Below are 20775 nucleotides of genomic sequence, written 5' to 3'. Positions count from 1 at the left end.
GGATAATTGTCGCTACGACGACAATCTCTGACCTGACAGTTGAGTGCCTATTGTTAAGTTTGATTGCACAGAAAAATTAGTGAGTGATTATGTGAAAAAGAAAGTGATGGGTTTATTTGATTAACACCATAGTAAAAAGATAAATTTTGATTAAAAAATGTTCTTTTAATGGGGTATTATGTAATTCTGTGAAATTGTATATCGTGTCGAAGTCGTAAATGAAATGTGAACATCGATCACGGATTCAATTTTGAGACTTTATAAGAATGATTTATGCAGAATGTCTAAAAAATAAGTTATGCCTTGAATAGGACAAGGTATAAGGAGAACATAACTATGTCTGATTCTATTTTCAGTTCGCCCCGTATTGTCAATGATCTGGTGTATAAGACGCTGATTGAATCAACACTTGCTATTCCTTGGAGTATTGATTGGGGTACCAAAAAGTTTAGTTATATTGGCCCACAAATTGAAAAAGTGCTGGGTTGGAAGCAAGACTCGTGGAGAACAGTCGAAGATTGGGCGATGCGAATGCATGAAAATGATCGTGCATGGGTGGTTGATTTTTGTGTGGCGCAGTCGATTTCTGGGGTTGATCATGAGGCGGATTATCGCGCACTAACCATCAATGGAGAATATATTTGGATTCGCGATGTGGTGCATGTAGTGCGAAAACCCAATGGGGAAGTCGATAGTTTGGTTGGATTTATGTTCGATATTTCGGAGCGTAAAAAACAGGAACAAGAGTTAGAAATACTGAAAAAACAACTGGAAGAATATTCGTATCAAGATGGTCTAACGGGGATTGCCAACCGTCGCTTCTTTGAAGATAGCTACCAACGTGAGTGGCTCAATGCCCAGCGTGAACAGCAACCTTTGACCCTCATCTTATTGGATATCGATTATTTTAAACAATACAACGATCATAATGGTCATATTCTCGGTGATGCTTGTCTGAAACAAATTGCACAAATACTGAAAAAAAGTGTCTCACGACCACGTGATTTGGTGGCACGTTTTGGCGGGGAAGAGTTTGTTTTGATATTACCTGATACAACACAAGCGTCTGCAATTGAAGTGGTGGAGCGTATTTTACAGAGTATTCGAACCGCTGATATTTGCCATAGTTCATCGCCATTGGATCAGCGTTTATCGGTCAGTTTAGGGGTGAAAACCATTATCCCAACCCAGAAAAATGACAAAATGGCCTTTTTAAAAGAGGTCGATCAGAACTTGTATTTGGCCAAAGAGCAGGGACGCAATGGTTATGTCATTCAGGATGCAGAAGACGTCCAGCACTTAAACTCATATTAAATTTTAAGGGTTTCTTCATCTATTGAGGTGGGGGAGCACTGAAAAATCAGTCCTCAAAAAAATAAAGACCGACGATTCGAGTGATGATGAAATCGTCGGTCAAAGAAAACTGCTTCACGCTTAAATGTCGGCTGCTGACAACATTTAAATTTGGAGCCAATCTTATTGCTCTAGGAAAGGTCACCGTACGTATTGTGGATGCCGGTACAATGTTGACGGTTGCTGCGACCTTGTACCCTATTTAACGCACATCAACTTCGATTGGTTGACATGAAAATGAAAAAAAACTGAATTTTTTTTATAATGATTTTTTGGCTGGGTTTAAAGTAGCGCTATGATTTCGCTAACACGATATTTTCTCTGGTTTTTTTTCATATGTTTTGTCTTTAGTTGTGTCTGTGGTGTGCTCGCTGCACTACTTCCGACAGGGATGGGAGCTGTATTAACGGCTGTACCTTATTTGGTGGCCATGATTTGGGTTTTACTTAAATTTATTAAGCAGCAGCGCCGTGCGCCAAGCCAAGCAGAGCGGAAGAAATTCACTTTAGGTTTTAGTCTAATTTTTTGGAGCTATAACTTTGCCTTTCTCATGTTAGGTTTATTTATCTTTGCGCAAGGAGATGCTGAAGTTTGGCAAAACTTTACGCTCTACGTCCAACAACCGCAATTTATCAGTATGGTGGTGATTCTGATTTTATTGATTGCGATTCCGCTGTATGTGCTGACTTACTGGTTTTATGGCAAACAAGCGGAGCGTATGGCAGCAAAAATGATCGATCAATCGTAAAGCTTTCCTCTAAATGCTATAGTTTGAGCAAAAGCATCATTTGAGATCACGCTATGCAAAAAGAACGTGTATTGGTGACAGGAGCAAGTGGTTTTATTGGTTCAAACTTGCTCGATTATTTATTAGAAAAAGATTATGAAGTGATCGGCTTAAGTCGACAGAAAAATTTGCCTAAAATTCACCCACATTTGACTTGGATTCGAGCTTTAGAAGAACTCAAGCATGATCGCATTGATTATGTGGTGAATTTGGCTGGGGAAAGTATTGCTCAGGGACGTTGGACAGATACCCGCAAGCAAAAGCTGATCGCCAGTCGCGTTGAAATGACGACGATGCTCTATCAATATCTCGCTAAAAGAAAGATTCAACCGAAATGTATTATTTCGGGTTCGGCAGTGGGCTATTACGGTATTGATCCGACTGAACAATGGTCAGAGTGTTGTAATGAGCAGTCAGCGCCGCAGTCTATTTTTATGTCAGAGTTGTGTCAAAAATGGGAACAATCTGCACGGCAAGACCCGTCGCAAAATACCAAAATTATTCGTTTAGGTGTGGTCTTTGGACGTGGGGCTGGCATTTTGCCGCAAATGTTGTTTCCGATCAAAATGAACTTATGTGGGCGTATCGGTTCGGGTCGGCAACCTGTGGTCTGGGTGCATATTCAAGATGTGCTGCGAGCGATTGAGTTTCTAATGCTGCATGAAACCACTGCACAAGTCTTTAATGTCGTCGGTCCAGAAAAAGTCACCCAGTCAGCATTTGCACAAACCGCAGCGCAAATTCTGAAACGTAGACCTGTACTTTCTTTACCCGCTTTTGTGCTGAAGTTACTTTTAGGCGAGCAGTCTCAACTGGTGTTGAATGGTCAGTTTGTTCGCCCCGAAGCATTGAAAGCACAGGGGTTTGAGTTCAAATATCCCACTTTAAAAGAAGCCTTGATCCACATTATTCAACCGCAAAATTTACCCAAATAGCGTTTGATCAAGCAAAGCTTGTCAAACGCTCAGGGCTATAGGCACTGGCGTCAACCGTTAAGTTTTGGCCTAACATCAATTCGCGTAGCAGTCGTGCAGATGCAGGCCCCATACATAGACCATTTCTATAGTGACCGAAGTTTGTCCAGAGATTGGCTATTTCAGGGAAGGGGCCGATATAAGGGACGCCCGTTGGCGAACTTGGGCGTAGACCTGCCCAATGTTTCACAATTGGGAAATCGGCCAGCTCAGGCACCATATCCAAACAGGCTTTATAAATATTTTGCTGGGTTTGTAGTGAAGGGCGTTGGTCAAAACCGACATCCGCCATGCTTGAACCACAAACGATATGACCGTCCAAACGTGGAATCAGATACATAACCTGATTCATACACATGGTTGATAGCCAGTTTTCCGGAGTTTTAAACAGTAACATTTGCCCTTGTACGGGGTTCACTGGAATGCTGCACTGGAGTTGTTCGGACCAATGCTGTGACCATGCGCCTGTTGCAATCACCACATGATCTGCATGGTAGCTCTGACCATCAGCAGTTTTTACCCCTTGAACTTGCTGATTGACCATGTCAAACGTATGTACCCACGCTTGCTCATGAAAGATGACTTGTGGCTGCCGTTTGAGATATTCCACAATCGACTTGAGCAGTCGCGGATTGCGGACATTGGCCAACTGCGGAAAATGGATGGCTTGTTGAAAGCGCGAGGAAATGTGCGGATTGACCTGTTCAAGTTGCTCGCGTTGTAAAAGTTCACAATGCTGCATCGGTTCTTGGTGTTGATCTTTATAATTTAGGCCAATGTCAAAATCAGCTTCATCAAAAATCAGCATACCTGTTTCATGGATTTCAAAATCTATCCCCGAAACCGGACTAATTTTTTCATTCCATGCTTGATACATGCATTTGCCATACTTGGCGAGGTCATTGACACTTTGTGGATAGCGCCATGGGTACATCGGGGAGAGAATTCCTCCACCTGCCCATGAAGCCGCTTGTCCCGCTTGCTGTTGGTCAAAAATCTCAACCGAACAACCGTGTTCAATCAGCTCAAGCGCTGTCAGTAAACCACTGATTCCTGCGCCAATGATGGCAATATGCATTGCAACTTAATCCTTCTAAACAGGCTGTTATTTCATGTCTTTTAGTTTCAGTGCAGCTTCTTCTGCAAAATAGGTCCAGATACCATCTGCACCCGCGCGGCGACAGCTCATCAGTGACTCAATAATCACGCTGTCCGATAACCAGCCGTTTTGGATGGCCGCTGCGAGCATGGCATATTCGCCACTGACTTGGTAAACGAAAGTCGGCACGCCGAAGTTGTCTTTGACTTCGCGGACAATGTCCAAATACGGCATACCCGGTTTCACAATCACCATGTCAGCCCCTTCTTGAATATCAAGGGCAATTTCATGTAATGCTTCTGCGCGGTTGCCGACATCCATTTGATAGTTGTATTTGTTGCCACCTTTAAGGTTGCTGGATGAACCGACCGCATCACGGAAAGGGCCATAGAAGCTCGACGCGTATTTTGCTGAATAGGCCATGATTGAAGTGTAGATATGACCATTGGCTTCAAAGGCTTGGCGAATGGCACCGATACGACCATCCATCATGTCACTTGGCGCAAAAATATCTGCTCCAGCTTCAGCATGGCTTAACCCTTGTTTGATCAGTGCTTCAACGGTTTCGTCATTAAGTACGTAACCCGTGTCATCAATAATACCGTCTTGACCATGCGTGGTATACGGGTCAAGTGCGCCATCGGTAATTAGCACCATTTCAGGTAATTCTTTTTTGAGCAGACGTAGCGTGTTTTGAACCACACCATCTTCACGCCATGCTGCTTCGGCACTTAAGCTTTTATCTTCTTGGGGAGTAACTGGAAATAGCGCCAGTTTCGACACGCCAAGTTCAAGTAAACGTTCTGCTTTTTTTAAGAGTAAGTCCGCAGATAGACGCTGCACCTTCGGCATACTGGGAATGTCTTGCGTCTGGTTCTGTCCTGGTAGGACAAATACTGGATAGATAAGATGATCTGTCGTTAAATGGGTCTCGCGAACCATAGAGCGCAGATGTTCATTTTTACGAATACGGCGCATGCGAGTAGCGGGGAAGGCGGGACGATTGAACGTATAGGTCATACAAATCTCGATAATCGGTATTAAACTAGGTCAGTATTGTAGACCTATCTTATGGCTTTGGGCACATATTGACGGGTTTTTATTGTTTTAAGAGTGAAGCAGATTGTTATGAGTAGTGGTGAAAAAAGCTGGACGGGCAGCATACACTTAGGAGCAAAAGTGGATATTGATGTGGTTTTTGAGCAGTTGGTTAAGGCTTTTAATGCATCGCCATTTTTTAAGCACAACACCATGAGCATGCGAGTCGTTGATGGGCAAATTGAAGCCTATATCGATATGCAAGATTACTTAATTGGCAATGTTGCGTTCCAAATTCTACACGGGGGCGTAGCTGCAACGGTTTTGGACAGTATTGGCGGTATTGTGGCGATGGGGGAGCTGTATAAAAAAGCGGAACCTGACACGATTGCGGACACCATTAAAAAAGTATCCCGTTTAGCTACAGTCGATATGCGGGTCGATTATCTCGCGCCGGGACGTGGAAAATACTTTATTGCCCGTGCTGAAACCCTAAGATTGGGGCGTAAAGGCTGCACGATGCGCATGACCATGGTCAATGATGAAGGCAAATCGATTGCAACAGCGATTGCTTCTTATGCTTATTAGTTTTAAGTTAATTAAGTAGTTAATATTCAAGTGAAATTTACAGCATCTAATAGGAAGTTGGATGCTGAAAACTAAAATAGACTGAGCAGTTACAATTTATTTTCTCAAAATGTGATTATTTGCTCTTAGAATGCATCAAATTTTATTGTGACTTTCTCATCGACACCAATGCAGACAATACTTGTCTGATGTCCCTTTCGTAGGGATGATGCCGGCTGACCAAGTCTGTTAGATTTAGGAAAAATCAATGACAGATGCCCCAAATACACTGCCAGATACTGATCCAGCCGATCAAATCAATGATCAAGCACTGAAAGCTAAACGTAAGAAAAGCTTAGGTTTCGTAGCTGTGATCCTGATCATTGCTGCCATTTTATTCTTGATTTGGAAACTGTTCTTTAACCATTCGGTTTCAACTGATAATGCTTATGTGGGCGCAGAAACTGCCTCGATTACCTCTATGGTGACAGGCCAAGTTGAAAAAGTGTTGGTCAGTGACACGCAAACTGTAAAGCAAGGCGATGTGTTGGTTTTGGTCGATCATCGTGATGCCGAAATTGCTCTAGCGCAAGCTCAGGCCGAATTACTTAAAGCACAGCGCCAGTATAAACAAAGTGCGGCCAACAGCAGCTCTCTAAACTCGCAAGTCTTTGTGAGTGATGACGCCATTCATAGTGCTGAAGCACAAGTGGCTAAAGCCAAAGCGGAGTTGGATAAAGCGCAAGATGACTTGAACCGTCGTCAGCAGTTGAGTGCGACAGGCGCGATTTCTAAAGAAGAATTAAGCACGGCACAAGCTGCTTTAAATAATGCACAAGCGGGCTATAACTTGGCGCAAGCGGGTTGGGCGCAGGCTAAATCAAGTCAGAAAGCTGCGCAAAGTAATTTGGCTGCAAATGAAGCTTTAATTCAAGGCAGCAATGAAAATTCAACTCCTGATGTTTTGGTTGCTCAAGCAAAACTGAAACAAGCCTTACTTGATTTAGAACGTACTGAAATTAAAGCACCATTTGATGGGGTGGTGACGAGCCGAAAAATTCAAGTTGGACAGCGTGTGGCACCGGGTTCGGTACTCATGGTGGTGGTTCCAATTTCACAGTTATATGTCGATGCAAACTTTAAAGAAAGCCAGCTTGAAAACGTACGCCCAGGTCAAAAGGCAGTTTTAACCTCAGACTTGTATGGCGACTCGGTTGAGTTCCATGGCACGGTTCTGGGCTTTTCTGGTGGAACAGGTTCTGCCTTCGCACTGATTCCTGCACAAAATGCCACAGGCAACTGGATTAAAGTGGTACAGCGTTTGCCTGTGCGTATTCAACTCGACCCGAAAGAGTTGGCTGAACATCCTTTACGTGTTGGCCTGTCGATGGAAGCTCAAATCGATTTGAAATCGAAGTAATTGCGCATGAATAGCTACGTTCCCTATGGTGACTTAAAGGGTGGTCGCCTGATGCTGGCGGCTTTCGTCCTTGCTTTGGCCAACTTTATGGTCGTGCTGGACATGACCATTGCCAATGTTTCTGTGCCTCATATTACGGGGAGCCTTGCCGTATCGAGTTCGCAAGGAACATGGGTGATTACCTCTTATGCCGTGGCTGAAGCGATTTGTGTTCCTTTAACAGGCTGGCTCGCAGGTCGTTTTGGCGGCGTGAGGGTTTTTACCTTAAGTCTGATTGGCTTCACCATATTTTCGGTACTGTGTGGTTTATCGACCAGTTTAGAAATGCTGGTTTTCTGCCGAATTGGCCAAGGTTTATTTGGTGGCCCGATCATGCCGCTCAGTCAGATGCTACTGATGCGGATTTTTCCTCCAGAAAAGCAATCCCAAGCGATGGGCATGTGGGCAATGACGACGGTGGTTGGCCCGATTCTTGGTCCGATTTTAGGGGGAACCATCAGTGACAACATGTCTTGGCACTGGATTTTCTTTATTAATATTCCCGTCGGTATAGCGTGTGCTTTTGCTGCGATGCGTCTACTTAAACCTGCGGAAACAGCAACGGCCAAACTCAAAATTGATCGCGGTGGATTGATCCTCCTGATTTTATGGATTGGGGCATTACAGCTCATGCTCGATTTGGGGCATGAACGTGATTGGTTTAATAGCCCTGCGATCGTGATACTGGCTTTAACGGCTGTGATTGGTTTGGTGATTTTTACCATTTGGGAGCTGACAGAACGGCATCCAGTGGTGAATATCCAAATCTTTAGATACCGTAGTTTCACTATTTCAGTCTTGGCACTGGCCTTTGGTTTTGGCGCATTTTTTGGCAGTATTGTGCTGATTCCGCAGTGGTTACAGATTAATTTGGGCTATACCGCAACTTGGGCAGGTTATTTAACTGCAACCATGGGTTTTGGTAGTTTAGCCATGTCACCTATTGTGGCGAAATTGGCAACCAAATATGACCAACGTGCACTGGCCAGTTTTGGTTTGAGCATCTTGGGCGGGGTGACCTTGATGCGCTCGTTCTGGACCACAGATGCTGACTTTTTTGCATTGGCATTGCCGCAAATCTTGCAGGGCTTTGCTGTACCATTTTTCTTTATCCCATTATCAAACATGGCGCTGTCATCGGTATTACCGCATGAAATGGCATCTGCCGCAGGATTGATGAACTTCTTAAGAACTATGGCAGGGGCGATAGGCGCCTCTATTGCTGTCACTATTTGGGACGACCATACTAAAGTTGCACGTAGCGAAATGGTCGGCAGTTTGCATACAGATCAAACCCAGTCGGTGTTGATGCAGCAGGGAATGAGTGCGGAAGGTGCATTAGGCTATATTTCTAGTTTAGTGGATAAAGAAGCATTGACCTTGTCGGCAAACTATATTTTCCTGATCTTGGCCTTGGTGTTCCTATTTGCTGCATCTATTATTTGGCTCTGCCCTAAACCTAAAATAGGGGCAGGCGGTGGCGGGCATGCGCATTAAGGTAATAAAAAACCGCTTTCTTGAAGCGGTTTTTTATTCTGCATGTTATGCAGTTTTATGATGTTTTTGATATCTCAAAACAATAGCGTTAAATAATCAAAGTTCTGACTTTGCACGCTTTAAGGCAGATTGCCATTGTTGTAAGTGAAACTCACGTTGATCTGGACTCATTTTTGGTTCAAAAGCACGTTCAAGCTGCCAAGACTGTGCAATTTCGTCCAAACTTGAAAATACGCCAGACCTTAAACCCGCCATGGCCGCCGCACCCCATGCGGTTGACTCCTGCATCTTAGGGCGTAGTACAGGCACATTTAAAATATCGGCTTGAAACTGCATGAGCATATCATTTTGACTGGCGCCACCATCGACACGGAGCTCTTTCAGTGGCTGCTGGATATCGGCTTGCATGGCGGTCAGTACATCCGAGACTTGGAAGGCAATAGATTCTAAAGCTGCACGGGCGATATGAGCCTTATTGGTGCCGCGTGACATTCCACATAACAGGGCACGTGCTTCACTGTCCCAATGTGGCGCACCGAGTCCAGTAAAGGCAGGAACAAGTATCACGCCATCGCTATCTTGAACTGTACAAGCTAATTTTTCAACATCGCTACTTTTTTGAATAATGCCTAAATTATCCCGTAGCCATTGAACAATTGCACCTGCCATAAATACACTGCCTTCTAGGGCATAAGTGGTTTGATGTTGGGTTTTCCAACCCAGTGTCGAAAGCAGTTTATTTTTACTGTATTGAACGGTCTCGCCTGTATTGAACAGCATAAAACAACCTGTGCCATAGGTATTTTTGGCAGTCCCAATCTCAAAACAGGACTGTCCAAAAAGTGCAGACTGCTGGTCGCCTAATATGCCTGTGATCGGAATATTGGCACCGAGCAAGCCTGCCGCGGTATCGGCGACGTAGGTGTCTGAGTTGATGATTTTTGGCAATAATGCAGGTGGAATATTAAATAAATCTAACAGCTCTTCATCCCACTGCTGCGTACTTAAGTTCATCAGCATGGTGCGAGAAGCATTGCTGACTTCGATGACATGTTGAGCACCTTGGGTAAGATTCCAAATCAGCCAACTATCAATCGTGCCAAAGGCCACATTCCCCTGTTCAGCCAGTCTGCGTAGACCATTGACATGCTCAAGTAACCAGACCAATTTTCCTGCACTAAAGTAAGGGTCAATTCGGAGTCCAGTTTTGGATTGAATTTTATCTTTTAGGTTTTGCTGTAGGAGTTGGTTGCACCACTCAAAAGCACGACGATCTTGCCAAATAATGGCAGGCGCAAGTGGTTGCCCTGTACGTTTATCCCATACGACAGTCGTTTCTCTTTGGTTAGTAAGACCAATGGCTTTGATGTCTTTGGCTAAAATACGAGCAGAGGCCAGAGCCTGCTGTACAACTGCAATTTGTGAGCTCCAAATCTCTTGGGCATCTTGTTCTACCCAGCCTGATTGGGGGGTATGTATACGTGTTTCGCGTTGCGCCGTTGCCTGAACTTGACCTTGTTCATTGAAAATAATGGCACGACTCGAAGTGGTTCCTTGGTCGAGTGCAAGTAAGTAGCTCATAAATTATTTTATTGTTGGACTTGAAAACCAAAATATTAGCGCAATTATGTAATTAAGCGCATCAATATGTGTGTTTGTTTAGAAAATAGATCGTATTTTCTAGCAACTATGCTATGATTGCCGCTACTTTGGGGGTGTTTCTGGCTTCGACGCTGGTGATGAAACTCATAGATGCATGTCGAGAGCGCATTTTCTCTCGTAAATCAAATTTGCATTTTTTAGTCGCAAACGACGAATCATACGCTCTAGCTGCCTAAGGGCAGCTTGTCCGCCTCTCCGAATACTTGTGGTTAGAGAGTCCGACTGAAGCGCACGCACACAAGTCCGTATAAAACCAAGCCTCGGGGTTTTGTACTAAATTAAGAGGATCGCGATTTGTACCCTGTTCGTCGGGTCACAAAGAGTTAAAACAGTAGACGATATCTAAGCATGTAGTATTCTCGAGCGTAGTGCTGGCGGACGCGGGTTCAACTCCCGCCACCTCCACCAAAATTCTTTCCGAAGTAGTCCATCGGAATCTAAAAAAGCCTTTAAACTCAATGTTTAAAGGCTTTTTTATTGGCTGTATTGTCCGATACTGTCCTAAGCGATTTGACCCTATTTTTGCTTTGTGTGGGTCAATATTGGGACAATTTGACCCACTAAATAAGTTTAATTAAGTGGGACAAAGATATGTCACTAACTGATGTGATGTGTAAAAAAGCGCAGCCTCAAGAAAAACAGTATCGCCTTTCTGATACTAACGGTCTCTCTTTGCGAATCGATCCTAATGGGAAAAAATATTGGTCTATTCGATATACGGAAAATGGGCAAAGGAAGTCAAAAGCATTAGGTATATATCCCGAGCTGAGCCTAAAACGTGCAAGAGAGATAGCTCTTGATCTAAGGTATAAACTCAAAAATACGGTTGAGGCTGAAGTGATGCAGCCTCATTTTCAAGAGGTTGCAGAAGATTGGTTTAATAATCAAAAAGAAACATGGTCATCTAAACACATTAGCAATGTTCGAGCTTCTTTGGATGAGCTTTATATTGCTCTTGCCAGTAAGCCTATTAACCAAATTCAAGCGCCTGAAATTTTGCAGATCATAAAAAAGATCGAGGCAAGAGGCTCACTTGAAGTGGCTAAACGTACTTTGTCACGTTGTGGGATGGTCATGAAATATGCCATAGCTCATGGCTATCGTTATGATAATCCTGCTGGTGATTTGGTTTATGCCCTTAAGAATAAAAGGGTTAAAAACTTAGCCTCTTTAGCTGCCACTGAAATGCCTGAGTTTCTCAAACGTATTAAGGCTTATCCTGCTGATGCTCAAACACATCATGCCATCATTTTAATTATGCTGACTGGTGTTCGAGTCAGTGAGTTACTACAGGCACGTTGGGAAGAGTTTGATTTGGAAGGGCATAAGTGGGATATTCCAGAAGAACGTATGAAGAATCGGCTTCCACATCGTGTACCGTTGACGGACATGATGATTGAAGAACTGCAAGCTTTAAGACTTACTCATAATCAAGAATTGCTTTTCCCACATCGTCTAAGTAATAAAGAACCGATGCGTAGTGAATCCATTTTGGCAGTCATTAAGCGTTCAGGTTATGCAGGTCGAATGACCACACATGGTTTTAGATCGCTATTCAGTACAGTCGTGAATGAATCAAATCTCTTTAATCCTGATGCTATTGAACGCCAACTTGCTCATGTTCCTCAAAACAGAATTCGTTCCGCTTATAACAGAGCGCAGTACTGGGATGAGCGGGTAAAAATTATGGAGTGGTATGCCGAGCCATTACCGCAAATTACCCAAAATGTTGAAGCTTTAAGTTTAAAAGTGGTTGAGCATTTAAAAGCAATGGGTTTGGAGTGGTAATAATGACTTTAAATGATTTAGTGCTTACAGAAGATAATTTAATTCCTAATGGTTATAAGTCATCTGATTTAGGGATATGTCCATTAAATTGGGAAATTAAGCCTGTTAAGGATATAGCGAAAGTTATTGATTCTTTGCACATGACACCGTCATTTAGTAATGATGGGCGAATTCAAACATGAGGTGCGACAGTTTCAAAAGCCATATGATAATCAACAAGCTGAGCAAATTTCTCTAATGGTGTAAGCCAATCTAACGCCTTTCTAGGACGAGTATTCAGTGACATGGCAACTTGATTTAAATAATGCTGATCTGCCTGATTTAAATCAATCCCTTTAGGTAAATATTGCCTAATTAAACCATTCATATTTTCGCATGTGCCTTTTTGCCAAGGTGAATGTGGGTCACAGAAATATACATCTATGCCTAAATCTTCTTCGAGTATTTTATGTTCTGACATCTCGCGTCCACGGTCATAGGTCAACGTTTTACGCAGTTCTGCAGGTAAATATTTCAGAGCTTCAGTTAAAGCCTTGCGCACTGATTCTGCCTTTGCATCAGGTAATGTTGCCAAGATACAGAGCCGTGTATTTCGTTCAATAAGTGTTGCTATCGAACTTTTATTGTCTTTACCTTTAATTAAATCAGCTTCCCAATGACCCGGTATTTTTCTTTCTTGAACTTCGGCTGGGCGCTCATGAATAGTTTTAATATCCTGTAATATAGAATCTTTTTTAGGTTCACCGTTAGCTTTTCGCTTTTTATTTTCATGACGCAGACAGGATAATAAGTCTTTTTTCAACTCACCCTTTGGTAATGCTCGTATCGTTGAATAAATCGTTGTATGGCTTACATTCATTGTTTGATCCAAATCAGGAAATGTCTTTAAACGCTTTGCTATTTGCTGAGGAGACCATAAACAACGGATCGCTTCAACAATAAATTTCCAGAGGATTGAATCGATTTTGAGTTTTCTGTGACCACGTCTACGTCTAGCGAAGGTGTTATCAGAAGCATATCGAGCTTGATAAACGTCATTGATGCTATTTCTTTTAAGCTCACGATAGATCGTACTAGGATGTCTTTTAATGAGTTCAGCAAATTTTCTGGCTGAAAAGCCTTCTTTTCTTGACTCAAGCATTAATGCAGTACGATCTTCAAAGTTAAGATGATGGTATGACAATTTTATATACTCCATAAACCCTTTAAATTAATTAGGTGGTTTATGTCGCACTTCAAGTTTTACTCTGCCATGGTTATCCAATGGTAAGAGTTGCGGATATAAAGACGGGAAATTTAGATCTATCGAACACTTTAAAAGTTGATCGACATGTATTTTTAAACTTTATAAGAAACTACAAACCCCAGAAAAATGACATTGTGCTGAGTCGTGTAGGTAGTTATGGAGTTAGTAGCTTTGTTGCAACTGGAGAGGAATTTTGCATTGGACAGAATACAGTTGTAATAAAATCTAACATAGATGCAAAGTATTTATACTATGCGTTAAATAGCAAAACTACATGGCAACAAATAGAGAATGGATCATTTGGATCAGGTTATAAGTCTTTATCATTAAAAAATATTAATGAATTAAAAACTTATGTACCTGAGACTTTAGAGCAGCAGAAAATCGCCACAGCTTTATCCGATACCGATGCCTTAATCTCTGAACTTGAAAAACTCATTGAGAAAAAACAAGCGATTAAAACCGCAACCATGCAACAGCTTTTAACAGGTAAAACTCGTTTGCCTGAATTTGCTTTGCGTGAAGATGGCACGTCTAAAGCTTATAAAGAGAGTGAGTTAGGGCAGATTCCTGAGGATTGGGGAGTTACTAGAATTGGAAATACCTTAACAATCAAACATGGAAAATCTCAGAAGTCAGTAGAAAGCGATAATGGCGCATTTCCTATACTTGCTACAGGAGGACAAATAGGTTGGGCAAAAGAATACTTATATAATCAACCCTCTGTTCTAATTGGGCGGAAGGGAACGATTAACAAACCTAAATTTTTTGATCAACCTTTTTGGTCAGTTGATACACTTTTTTATTCTGAAATTAATGTTAAATATTGTGCAAAATTTTTATTTTATAAGTTTTGTCGTATTGATTGGAATAATTACAATGAGGCGTCGGGTGTACCAAGTTTGAATGCTAAAACTATTGAAAATGTTCTGATCTCTGTATGTTCATTAGAGGAACAGAAAGCAATAGTAAAAATTTTAAATGACATTGAAAACGAAATTACTGGATTGAAAGATAAGAGAAAAAAAATATTGCATATTAAAAGTGGAATGATGCAAGAGCTTTTAACAGGTAAAACACGTTTAGTTTAAGTACGGTTGAAAAATATTAAAGGGGGAGTTATGGGGTATAGCACGTTATCAATTCGAGAAGTGACTCGACAAATAGAACTAAACAAAGTTTTTTTACCAGCCTTACAACGTAAGTTTGTATGGAAAAAAGAACAAATTGAACGCCTATTTGATTCCATTATGCGTGGTTATCCCATCGGGGCTTTTCTATTTTGGGAACTTGATGCCAAAGTAGCAAAAGACTATGTGTTCTATGAGTTTTTAAAAGACTATGATGAGCGAACTCCCTACAATCGTCGTAAAGAAGGGGCTTTTAGCCACGAGCAAATTATTGGTGTTCTTGATGGACAACAACGACTAAGCTCAATGTATATTGGTTTTAACGGATTTCACAAAACCAAAAACAGCTATGCTTGGAAGTCTAATCCAAATGCTTACCCTGAAAAACGCCTATATCTTGATTTACTGAATTTACCTTATATTATTGAGTCAGGTGAAATCAAACTCAATGAAGCGGAAAATTATCCATTCAGCTTTTTGACAGAGAAAGAAAGTAAAAAGTTAGAACGTAAAATTGAGGATCAAATCAAACCATGTTACTGGTTTAAAGTTGGAGATTCTTTGTATTGGGACAAAGATGAAGATATTGACGTTTACTATCAGACATTAGCAGCTCAAATACAAAGTACATACCAAGACCAAAGAACGTTTTTAGAAGCATGGGAACAACATCTGATACAAGTGTTATTGGGTTTGAAAACATTACATGCACGACTTCATGATGAAAAGCTGATTAGCTACTTTCAAGTACGTGAGAATGATTTAGAAAATATTCTTAAAATTTTCGTACGTGTGAACAGTGGTGGAACGATACTAAGTAAAACAGACTTATTGTTTTCAACTGTTGTGGCAACATGGTCAGATGGTCGAGATAAAATTGAAAAGCTCAATAAAGACATTAATGATATCGGTAAACGCTTCAAGTTTGGTAATGAGTTCATTATGCGAGCATGCTTGTATCTCACAGACTTAGATGTGAAATATAAAGTAAACTCCTTTAAAGCTGAAAATGTAGAAAAAATTAAAAACAGCTGGGAAAACATTCAAAAAGCAATTGATCGAACTGTACGTATTTTGGATGAATTTGGATATTCGGGCGAACACTTACCTTCTCAAAATGCTCTGTTGCCAATCGTGTACCACGTGTACAACGGTGGTCAGGTAGATGACATCAGTAAAAAGCAAATGATCAAATACTTGGTTCACGCTAATGTGAAACAAATATTTGGTAGTTCTCAAGAGTCTGTTTTACAAGAGCTGAGAAGATCACTACGCAATAAAAATGAGCTGGGTGCTTATGTTTTAAAACATCATAAATTTGATTTTGAAGTTTTAAAGTCAACAAAGTTATCGGGGGGGAAATCTTTACTCGTAACTGATGACAATATTGATGATATTTTATCGAGAGAATACGGTGCGATCACATTCAATATTTTGGTATTACTGAATCCAGATTTTAGATTGCGTGATGTCAATTTTGCACAGGATCATATCCATCCAAAATCTAAATTTAATAAAACAGAAATGTCGAAAGCTGGAATTCCTGTGGAACTACACCAAAAGATAATTGATCTCAAGGATAGTTTGCCAAATTTACAGTTGCTAAATGCTCGCTGGAACGCAGGTAAAAATGATAAGGCTTTAGTGGAATGGTTTGCTGAACAATCTAAAGCTGACCAAGAAGCAATACGGTCAACAGGCTTATACCCAACTGATGTTTCGTTAGCATTTTCAGAATTTTTAACATTCCATGAAAAGAGAAAAGTGCTACTGAAAGAGCAACTTTATAAAGTTCTTGATATTAAACCTGTAATACAAAATTTTGTGCAAAGTGTAGAAGTTGGAGAGGCGGTATGAGTCGTGTTGGTCAACTTGAAAGAGTTACGCAAAACCGTGTCATTCAGTTATTCAAAAATGATTTAGATTATCGCTACCTTGGGGATCTACATGAAGAAAATAATAAAAATATTCGTGAACACGATTTAAAGGCGTGGCTGAAAAAGCGTGGTATCAGTGAAGTTCTTATTCAAAAAGCCTTTCGACAATTAGATACAGCATCGGCTTTAGGTGAAGGGAGAAAGCTCTACTATGCCAATAAAGATGTCTATCAGTTATTGCGTTACGGTGTAAAAGATAAAGAAGGGGCAGGCGAGCAAAACCAAACCATTTGGCTTATTGATTGGGAAAACCCTGAAGATAATGATTTTGCCATTGCTGAAGAAGTATCTGTACAGGGTGAAAATAAGAAACGTCCTGATGTTGTACTTTATGTCAACGGTATTGCTTTAGGTGTAATTGAACTTAAACGCTCTACAGTTGGCTTAACTGAAGGGATTCGACAAAATCTCGATAACCAAAAAAAAGACTTTATTCGTGATTTCTTTACCACTATGCAATTGGTTATGGCTGGTAATGATTCACAAGGTCTACGTTATGGAACGATTGAAACTCCAGAAAAACACTATTTGGAATGGAAAGAAGAGCTAGAAAATCCTTACACAAACAAGTTGGATTTTCATCTAAGCCTTATGTGCAATAAAAAAAGATTTTTACAGCTGATTCATGATCTTATTGTTTTTGATGCAGGTGTTAAAAAGACCTGTCGTCATAATCAGTTCTTTGGTATTGAAGCAGCAAAAGAACGAATTGCTCAACGAGAAGGCGGTATTATTTGGCATACCCAAGGTTCGGGTAAAAGCCTGACCATGGTTTGGTTAGCCAAATGGATTCGTGAAAATGTGACAAATAGCCGTGTGCTTATCGTGACAGACAGGACTGAGCTAGATGAACAAATCGAAAAAGTCTTTAGCGGGGTTGAGGAAAAGATTTATCGCACTAAAAGTGGTGCAGATCTAATTCATACGCTGAATACAGTCAATCCATCCTTGATTTGTTCATTAGTACATAAATTTGGTCGTCATGTGGAAGATGAAGAAGATGATGAAGAGTCATCGGCTGATTTTATTGCTGAAATGAAAAGAGCATTGCCTCATAACTTTAAAGCGAAAGGCGATCTTTTTGTTTTTGTTGATGAATGTCATCGAACGCAGTCTGGAAAGCTTCATGAAGCCATGAAGCAGATATTACCTGAAGCCTTATTTATTGGCTTTACAGGTACACCATTGATGAAAAAGGATAAGAAAAAATCCATTGAGGTCTTTGGCTCCTATATTCATACCTATAAATTTAATGAAGCGGTTGAAGATGGCGTTGTACTCGATATACGCTACGAAGCAAGAGATATCGATCAGCGTGTAAAATCCCCTAAAAAAGTAGATGAATGGTTTGAAGCAAAAACACGGAAGCTTTCAGATTTGGGTAAAACCTTACTCAAGCAAAAGTGGGGCACCATGCAAAAGGTGCTTTCAAGCCGTTCAAGACAAGAACAAATTGTTGCTGATATTTTAATGGATATGGACACACGTCCACGCCTGATGGATGGACGAGGCAATGCGATGCTTGTTTGTTCGAGTGTCTACCAAGCTTGTACTGCTTATAAGCTATTTAATGAAACTGACTTAAAAGGCAAAGTCGCGATTGTTACAAGTTATCAGCCGACTGCTGCAAGTATCAAAGGTGAAGAATCAGGTGCTGGTTTAACTGAAAAACTTGCGAAATATGATATTTATCGACAAATGCTGGCAGACTATTTTGAGAAACCCGCAGATCAAGTCGGTGGATTAGTTGAAGAATTTGAAATACAAGTCAAAAAGAAATTTATTGATGAACCTGGTCAAATGCGTCTACTGATCGTAGTCGATAAATTGCTTACAGGTTTCGATGCGCCTTCAGCGACTTATTTGTACATTGATAAAACGATGGCTGATCATAACTTGTTCCAAGCGATTTGTCGGGTCAATCGATTAGATTCTGATGATAAGGAATACGGTTATATTATTGATTATAAAGATCTCTTTAAATCTATTGATAAGACCATTAAAGACTATACCTCAGAAGCTTTAGATGGCTATGACAAAGAAGATGTAGATGGACTTTTAAAAGATCGTATTAAAGCAGCACGTTTAGATTTAGATACGGCTTTAGAGATGGTAAAAGCACTTTGTGAACCAGTTCCTGCACCAAGATTGAGCCAAGACTTTCAGCATTATTTCTGTGGAGAATCAGGTTTAAATTCTGATGAAATTAAAGAAAAAGAAGCTCTGCGTTTAAGCTTTTATAAGGCTATTAATAAACTTTTACGTAGTTATGCCAATCTTGCCAGTGAGATGGTTGAAGCTGGTTATACAGATTCTGAGATAGATTCGATAGAGCAAGATGTTAAGTTTTTTGAAAATCTGAGTAAGGAAATTAAAGCTTACAGTGGTGATGCTGTAGACATGAAAGTGTACGAGCCAGCGATGCGTCAACTACTGGATATGTATATTGAAGCTGAAAGCAGTGAAGAAGTCGTTAAGTTTGAAGAGTTAGGTTTAATTGATTTGATTTTACGAGAAGATAACGACTTTAAGGGTATCCCCGAAAGTATTCGTAGAAATCCTGAATCGATGGCGGAAGCAATAGAAAACAACGTCAGGAAAAAAATTGTAGAGGAAAATCCAGTAAACCCTGCGTATTATGATCAGATGTCTGTGTTGCTTGATGAACTTATTGAATTGAGACGTCAAAAAGCGATTGAGTATAAAGATTACTTAGAAAAAATTCGTAAAGTTGCTCAAAAAGTGACTCAGCCTACAGGTAGAAGTAATTATCCAAAAGAAATTAATACTGTTGGTAAACAAGCGCTATATGACAACTTTGGCAAAGATGTAGAACTCACGTTAAAGATTGATCAAACAATTCAGTCTAATAAGTTGGCGGCATGGGTTGGTGATCATGCAAAAGAAAAGATTTTGCTTAGAGAACTTAGTCAAGCCTTGGGAACCCGAGACAGGGATGCTTTAATAGCGTACATAGAGTTGGCTAAACAACATCAGGAATACCATTGAGCGAAACGCTAAAAATAGGTTCTATTGATATAGAAATTCATCGTAAAGATGTGAAAAATTTAAATATCACCGTACATCCTCCATTGGGGGATGTACGTGTTTCTGCACCTTTAAGCATGTCTGAAACATCAGTGCGAATGGCAATCATTGGGCGTTTAGCGTGGATAAAAAAACAGCAGGCTGATTTTAAAGAGCAGAGAAGGCAATCTAAGCGTGAAATGATAAGTGGTGAAAGTCACTATTTATGGGGTAAGCACTACCGCTTGAATGTGATAGAGCGTAATGGAAAGCATGTCATTAAAAAGCATGGAACATGGCTAGATCTTTATGTAAACCCTAATGCTACAGAGAATAATCGTCGTAAAGTTATTGAAGCATTTTACCGTATTGAGTTAAAGATAGCTCTAGATGATTTGTTGGTTCAGTGGCAGAAACGTCTACATGTTAAATTGAATGCTTATGGTATCCGCAAAATGAAAACGAAGTGGGGGAGCTGTAATACAGATGCGTCTCGAACCTTGTTTAATCTTGAGTTAGCAAAAAAACCTTACGAGTGCTTAGAATATATTGTGGTACATGAGTTAGTACACTTATTAGTTCGAACCCATAATGATGAGTTTAAAGCTTTAATGGATGTGCATGTGCCAGATTGGAAACAACGTAAAGCTTTATTGAAATATCAACTGATTACTGATTTTTAAGTTTTGAAACTATTTGAACGCGATAATATCCTGACCAATTTTCTGGTCAAGAAATGGCAGTTGATTGAGAGGTTTTATACGGGGTAATAATTGGGTTCAACCAATAATAAAACTTAAATATATTAATGAGTAAAGTGGTAGTTCATCTGCCACCATCTCCATCAGCAAAGATGAGAATTTAAATTACATTGAAAAAATTTAATAACTTAAGATAAAGAATAAAAACTATGACACAACCTGTCCACTAACCCACATAAATTTGCTTTATGGGATTTTTAATTCATTCCTGTTAATAACGTATTGTAAAAATTTAAGTCAAGGGCAGTTCATATGAAAATTAACTCTGGTCCATATTCAGATCATAAAAAAGCTAATGCATTGGTTAGAATATTTAGGGAATTAATTGCTAATAAAATAACAACCAATCAGTTGAGAGTTGCCTATGTGGCAGCACTTCATATGGAGTCTTATCTTGAAAATCTATACTTTAAAAATTCTCAGCTTTAAAAGATTAGATTTTAGTTTTAA

The 20775-nt window shown here is 40.4% G+C and carries 17 protein-coding genes and 1 other RNA gene; 14 read left to right on the top strand and 4 right to left on the bottom strand.

From position 1 onward, the window contains the following. Positions 1 to 336: 336 nt before the first annotated feature. From AC0KVP_RS13125 to AC0KVP_RS13115, 3 genes are all read left to right on the top strand, one after another. Positions 337 to 1314, top strand: coding sequence for a GGDEF domain-containing protein (locus AC0KVP_RS13125; protein ID WP_473337221.1), 978 nt, complete (start codon positions 337 to 339; stop codon positions 1312 to 1314). A 334-nt stretch (positions 1315 to 1648) separates the two neighbouring features. Continuing rightward, positions 1649 to 2101: an ABZJ_00895 family protein gene (locus AC0KVP_RS13120; protein ID WP_473337219.1), complete on the top strand. Its 453-nt coding sequence runs from the start codon at positions 1649 to 1651 to the stop codon at positions 2099 to 2101. A 53-nt stretch (positions 2102 to 2154) separates the two neighbouring features. Beyond that, a complete protein-coding gene (locus AC0KVP_RS13115) occupies positions 2155 to 3075 on the top strand; it encodes a TIGR01777 family oxidoreductase (RefSeq protein WP_473337217.1) in 921 nt (306 codons plus the stop codon). Positions 3076 to 3082: 7 nt separating this feature from the next. Here the strand turns inward: AC0KVP_RS13115 and thiO are convergent, their stop codons facing one another. Further along, positions 3083 to 4192, bottom strand: a complete 1110-nt coding sequence (thiO, locus tag AC0KVP_RS13110; RefSeq protein WP_473337216.1) for a glycine oxidase ThiO — start codon at positions 4190 to 4192, stop codon at positions 3083 to 3085. Positions 4193 to 4219: 27 nt separating this feature from the next. Further along, positions 4220 to 5233 carry a porphobilinogen synthase gene (gene hemB / locus AC0KVP_RS13105; protein ID WP_242760079.1) on the bottom strand — a complete coding sequence of 338 codons (1014 nt, stop codon included), beginning with the start codon at positions 5231 to 5233 and terminating at the stop codon, positions 4220 to 4222. A 108-nt stretch (positions 5234 to 5341) separates the two neighbouring features. On the opposite strand from hemB, the gene AC0KVP_RS13100 reads away from it, so the two are divergent. The 3 genes from AC0KVP_RS13100 to AC0KVP_RS13090 all read left to right on the top strand — a co-directional run bounded on the left by AC0KVP_RS13100 (position 5342) and on the right by AC0KVP_RS13090 (position 8774). After that, the gene (locus AC0KVP_RS13100) at positions 5342 to 5839 is read left to right on the top strand and encodes a thioesterase family protein (RefSeq protein ID WP_473337214.1); all 498 of its coding nucleotides are present in this window, start codon (positions 5342 to 5344) and stop codon (positions 5837 to 5839) included. Between the two features lie 247 nt (positions 5840 to 6086). Continuing rightward, positions 6087 to 7238, top strand: a complete 1152-nt coding sequence (locus AC0KVP_RS13095) for an EmrA/EmrK family multidrug efflux transporter periplasmic adaptor subunit (RefSeq protein WP_473337212.1) — start codon at positions 6087 to 6089, stop codon at positions 7236 to 7238. Between the two features lie 6 nt (positions 7239 to 7244). Further along, the gene (locus AC0KVP_RS13090; RefSeq protein ID WP_114837482.1) at positions 7245 to 8774 is read left to right on the top strand and encodes a DHA2 family efflux MFS transporter permease subunit; all 1530 of its coding nucleotides are present in this window, start codon (positions 7245 to 7247) and stop codon (positions 8772 to 8774) included. A gap of 96 nt (positions 8775 to 8870) precedes the next feature. On the opposite strand, the gene glpK is transcribed toward AC0KVP_RS13090, so the two are convergent. Further along, a complete protein-coding gene (glpK, locus tag AC0KVP_RS13085; RefSeq protein ID WP_473337209.1) occupies positions 8871 to 10355 on the bottom strand; it encodes a glycerol kinase GlpK in 1485 nt (494 codons plus the stop codon). A 130-nt stretch (positions 10356 to 10485) separates the two neighbouring features. On the opposite strand from glpK, the gene ssrA reads away from it, so the two are divergent. The 3 genes from ssrA to AC0KVP_RS13070 all read left to right on the top strand — a co-directional run bounded on the left by ssrA (position 10486) and on the right by AC0KVP_RS13070 (position 12406). Continuing rightward, positions 10486 to 10844, top strand: a transfer-messenger RNA (tmRNA) gene (ssrA, locus tag AC0KVP_RS13080). Positions 10845 to 11027: 183 nt separating this feature from the next. Next, on the top strand, positions 11028 to 12224 hold the full coding sequence (locus tag AC0KVP_RS13075) for a tyrosine-type recombinase/integrase (RefSeq protein ID WP_473337207.1): 1197 nt from the start codon (positions 11028 to 11030) through the stop codon (positions 12222 to 12224). A gap of 2 nt (positions 12225 to 12226) precedes the next feature. Next, entirely contained in the window at positions 12227 to 12406 is a 180-nt protein-coding gene (locus AC0KVP_RS13070; protein ID WP_473337206.1) for a hypothetical protein, read from the top strand. On the opposite strand, the gene AC0KVP_RS13065 is transcribed toward AC0KVP_RS13070, so the two are convergent. Continuing rightward, on the bottom strand, positions 12397 to 13422 hold the full coding sequence (locus AC0KVP_RS13065; RefSeq protein WP_004994718.1) for an IS30-like element ISAba125 family transposase: 1026 nt from the start codon (positions 13420 to 13422) through the stop codon (positions 12397 to 12399). The two genes, AC0KVP_RS13070 and AC0KVP_RS13065, sit on opposite strands and share 10 nt — an antisense overlap. A 65-nt stretch (positions 13423 to 13487) precedes the next feature. On the opposite strand from AC0KVP_RS13065, the gene AC0KVP_RS13060 reads away from it, so the two are divergent. The 5 genes from AC0KVP_RS13060 (at position 13488) to AC0KVP_RS13040 (ending at position 20754) form a co-directional block, all read left to right on the top strand. Next, complete coding sequence (locus tag AC0KVP_RS13060; protein ID WP_473337205.1) at positions 13488 to 14561, top strand: restriction endonuclease subunit S; 1074 nt, start codon at positions 13488 to 13490, stop codon at positions 14559 to 14561. A 30-nt stretch (positions 14562 to 14591) separates the two neighbouring features. Further along, positions 14592 to 16457: a DUF262 domain-containing protein gene (locus tag AC0KVP_RS13055; protein ID WP_473337203.1), complete on the top strand. Its 1866-nt coding sequence runs from the start codon at positions 14592 to 14594 to the stop codon at positions 16455 to 16457. Further along, positions 16454 to 19546, top strand: a complete 3093-nt coding sequence (locus tag AC0KVP_RS13050; RefSeq protein ID WP_473337202.1) for a type I restriction endonuclease subunit R — start codon at positions 16454 to 16456, stop codon at positions 19544 to 19546. Before AC0KVP_RS13055 ends, AC0KVP_RS13050 begins: the two co-directional genes overlap by 4 nt. Continuing rightward, positions 19543 to 20247 carry a M48 family metallopeptidase gene (locus AC0KVP_RS13045; RefSeq protein ID WP_473337199.1) on the top strand — a complete coding sequence of 235 codons (705 nt, stop codon included), beginning with the start codon at positions 19543 to 19545 and terminating at the stop codon, positions 20245 to 20247. The genes AC0KVP_RS13050 and AC0KVP_RS13045 overlap by 4 nt, the downstream gene beginning before the upstream one ends. A gap of 330 nt (positions 20248 to 20577) precedes the next feature. Beyond that, complete coding sequence (locus tag AC0KVP_RS13040) at positions 20578 to 20754, top strand: hypothetical protein (RefSeq protein ID WP_473337197.1); 177 nt, start codon at positions 20578 to 20580, stop codon at positions 20752 to 20754. Positions 20755 to 20775 lie beyond the last annotated feature (21 nt).

It is taken from the genome of Acinetobacter sp. DL27 (genome assembly GCF_055810995.1).
The sequence above is the reverse complement of the archived record's forward strand: the minus strand, read 5'-3'. Positions and strand labels throughout refer to the sequence as shown.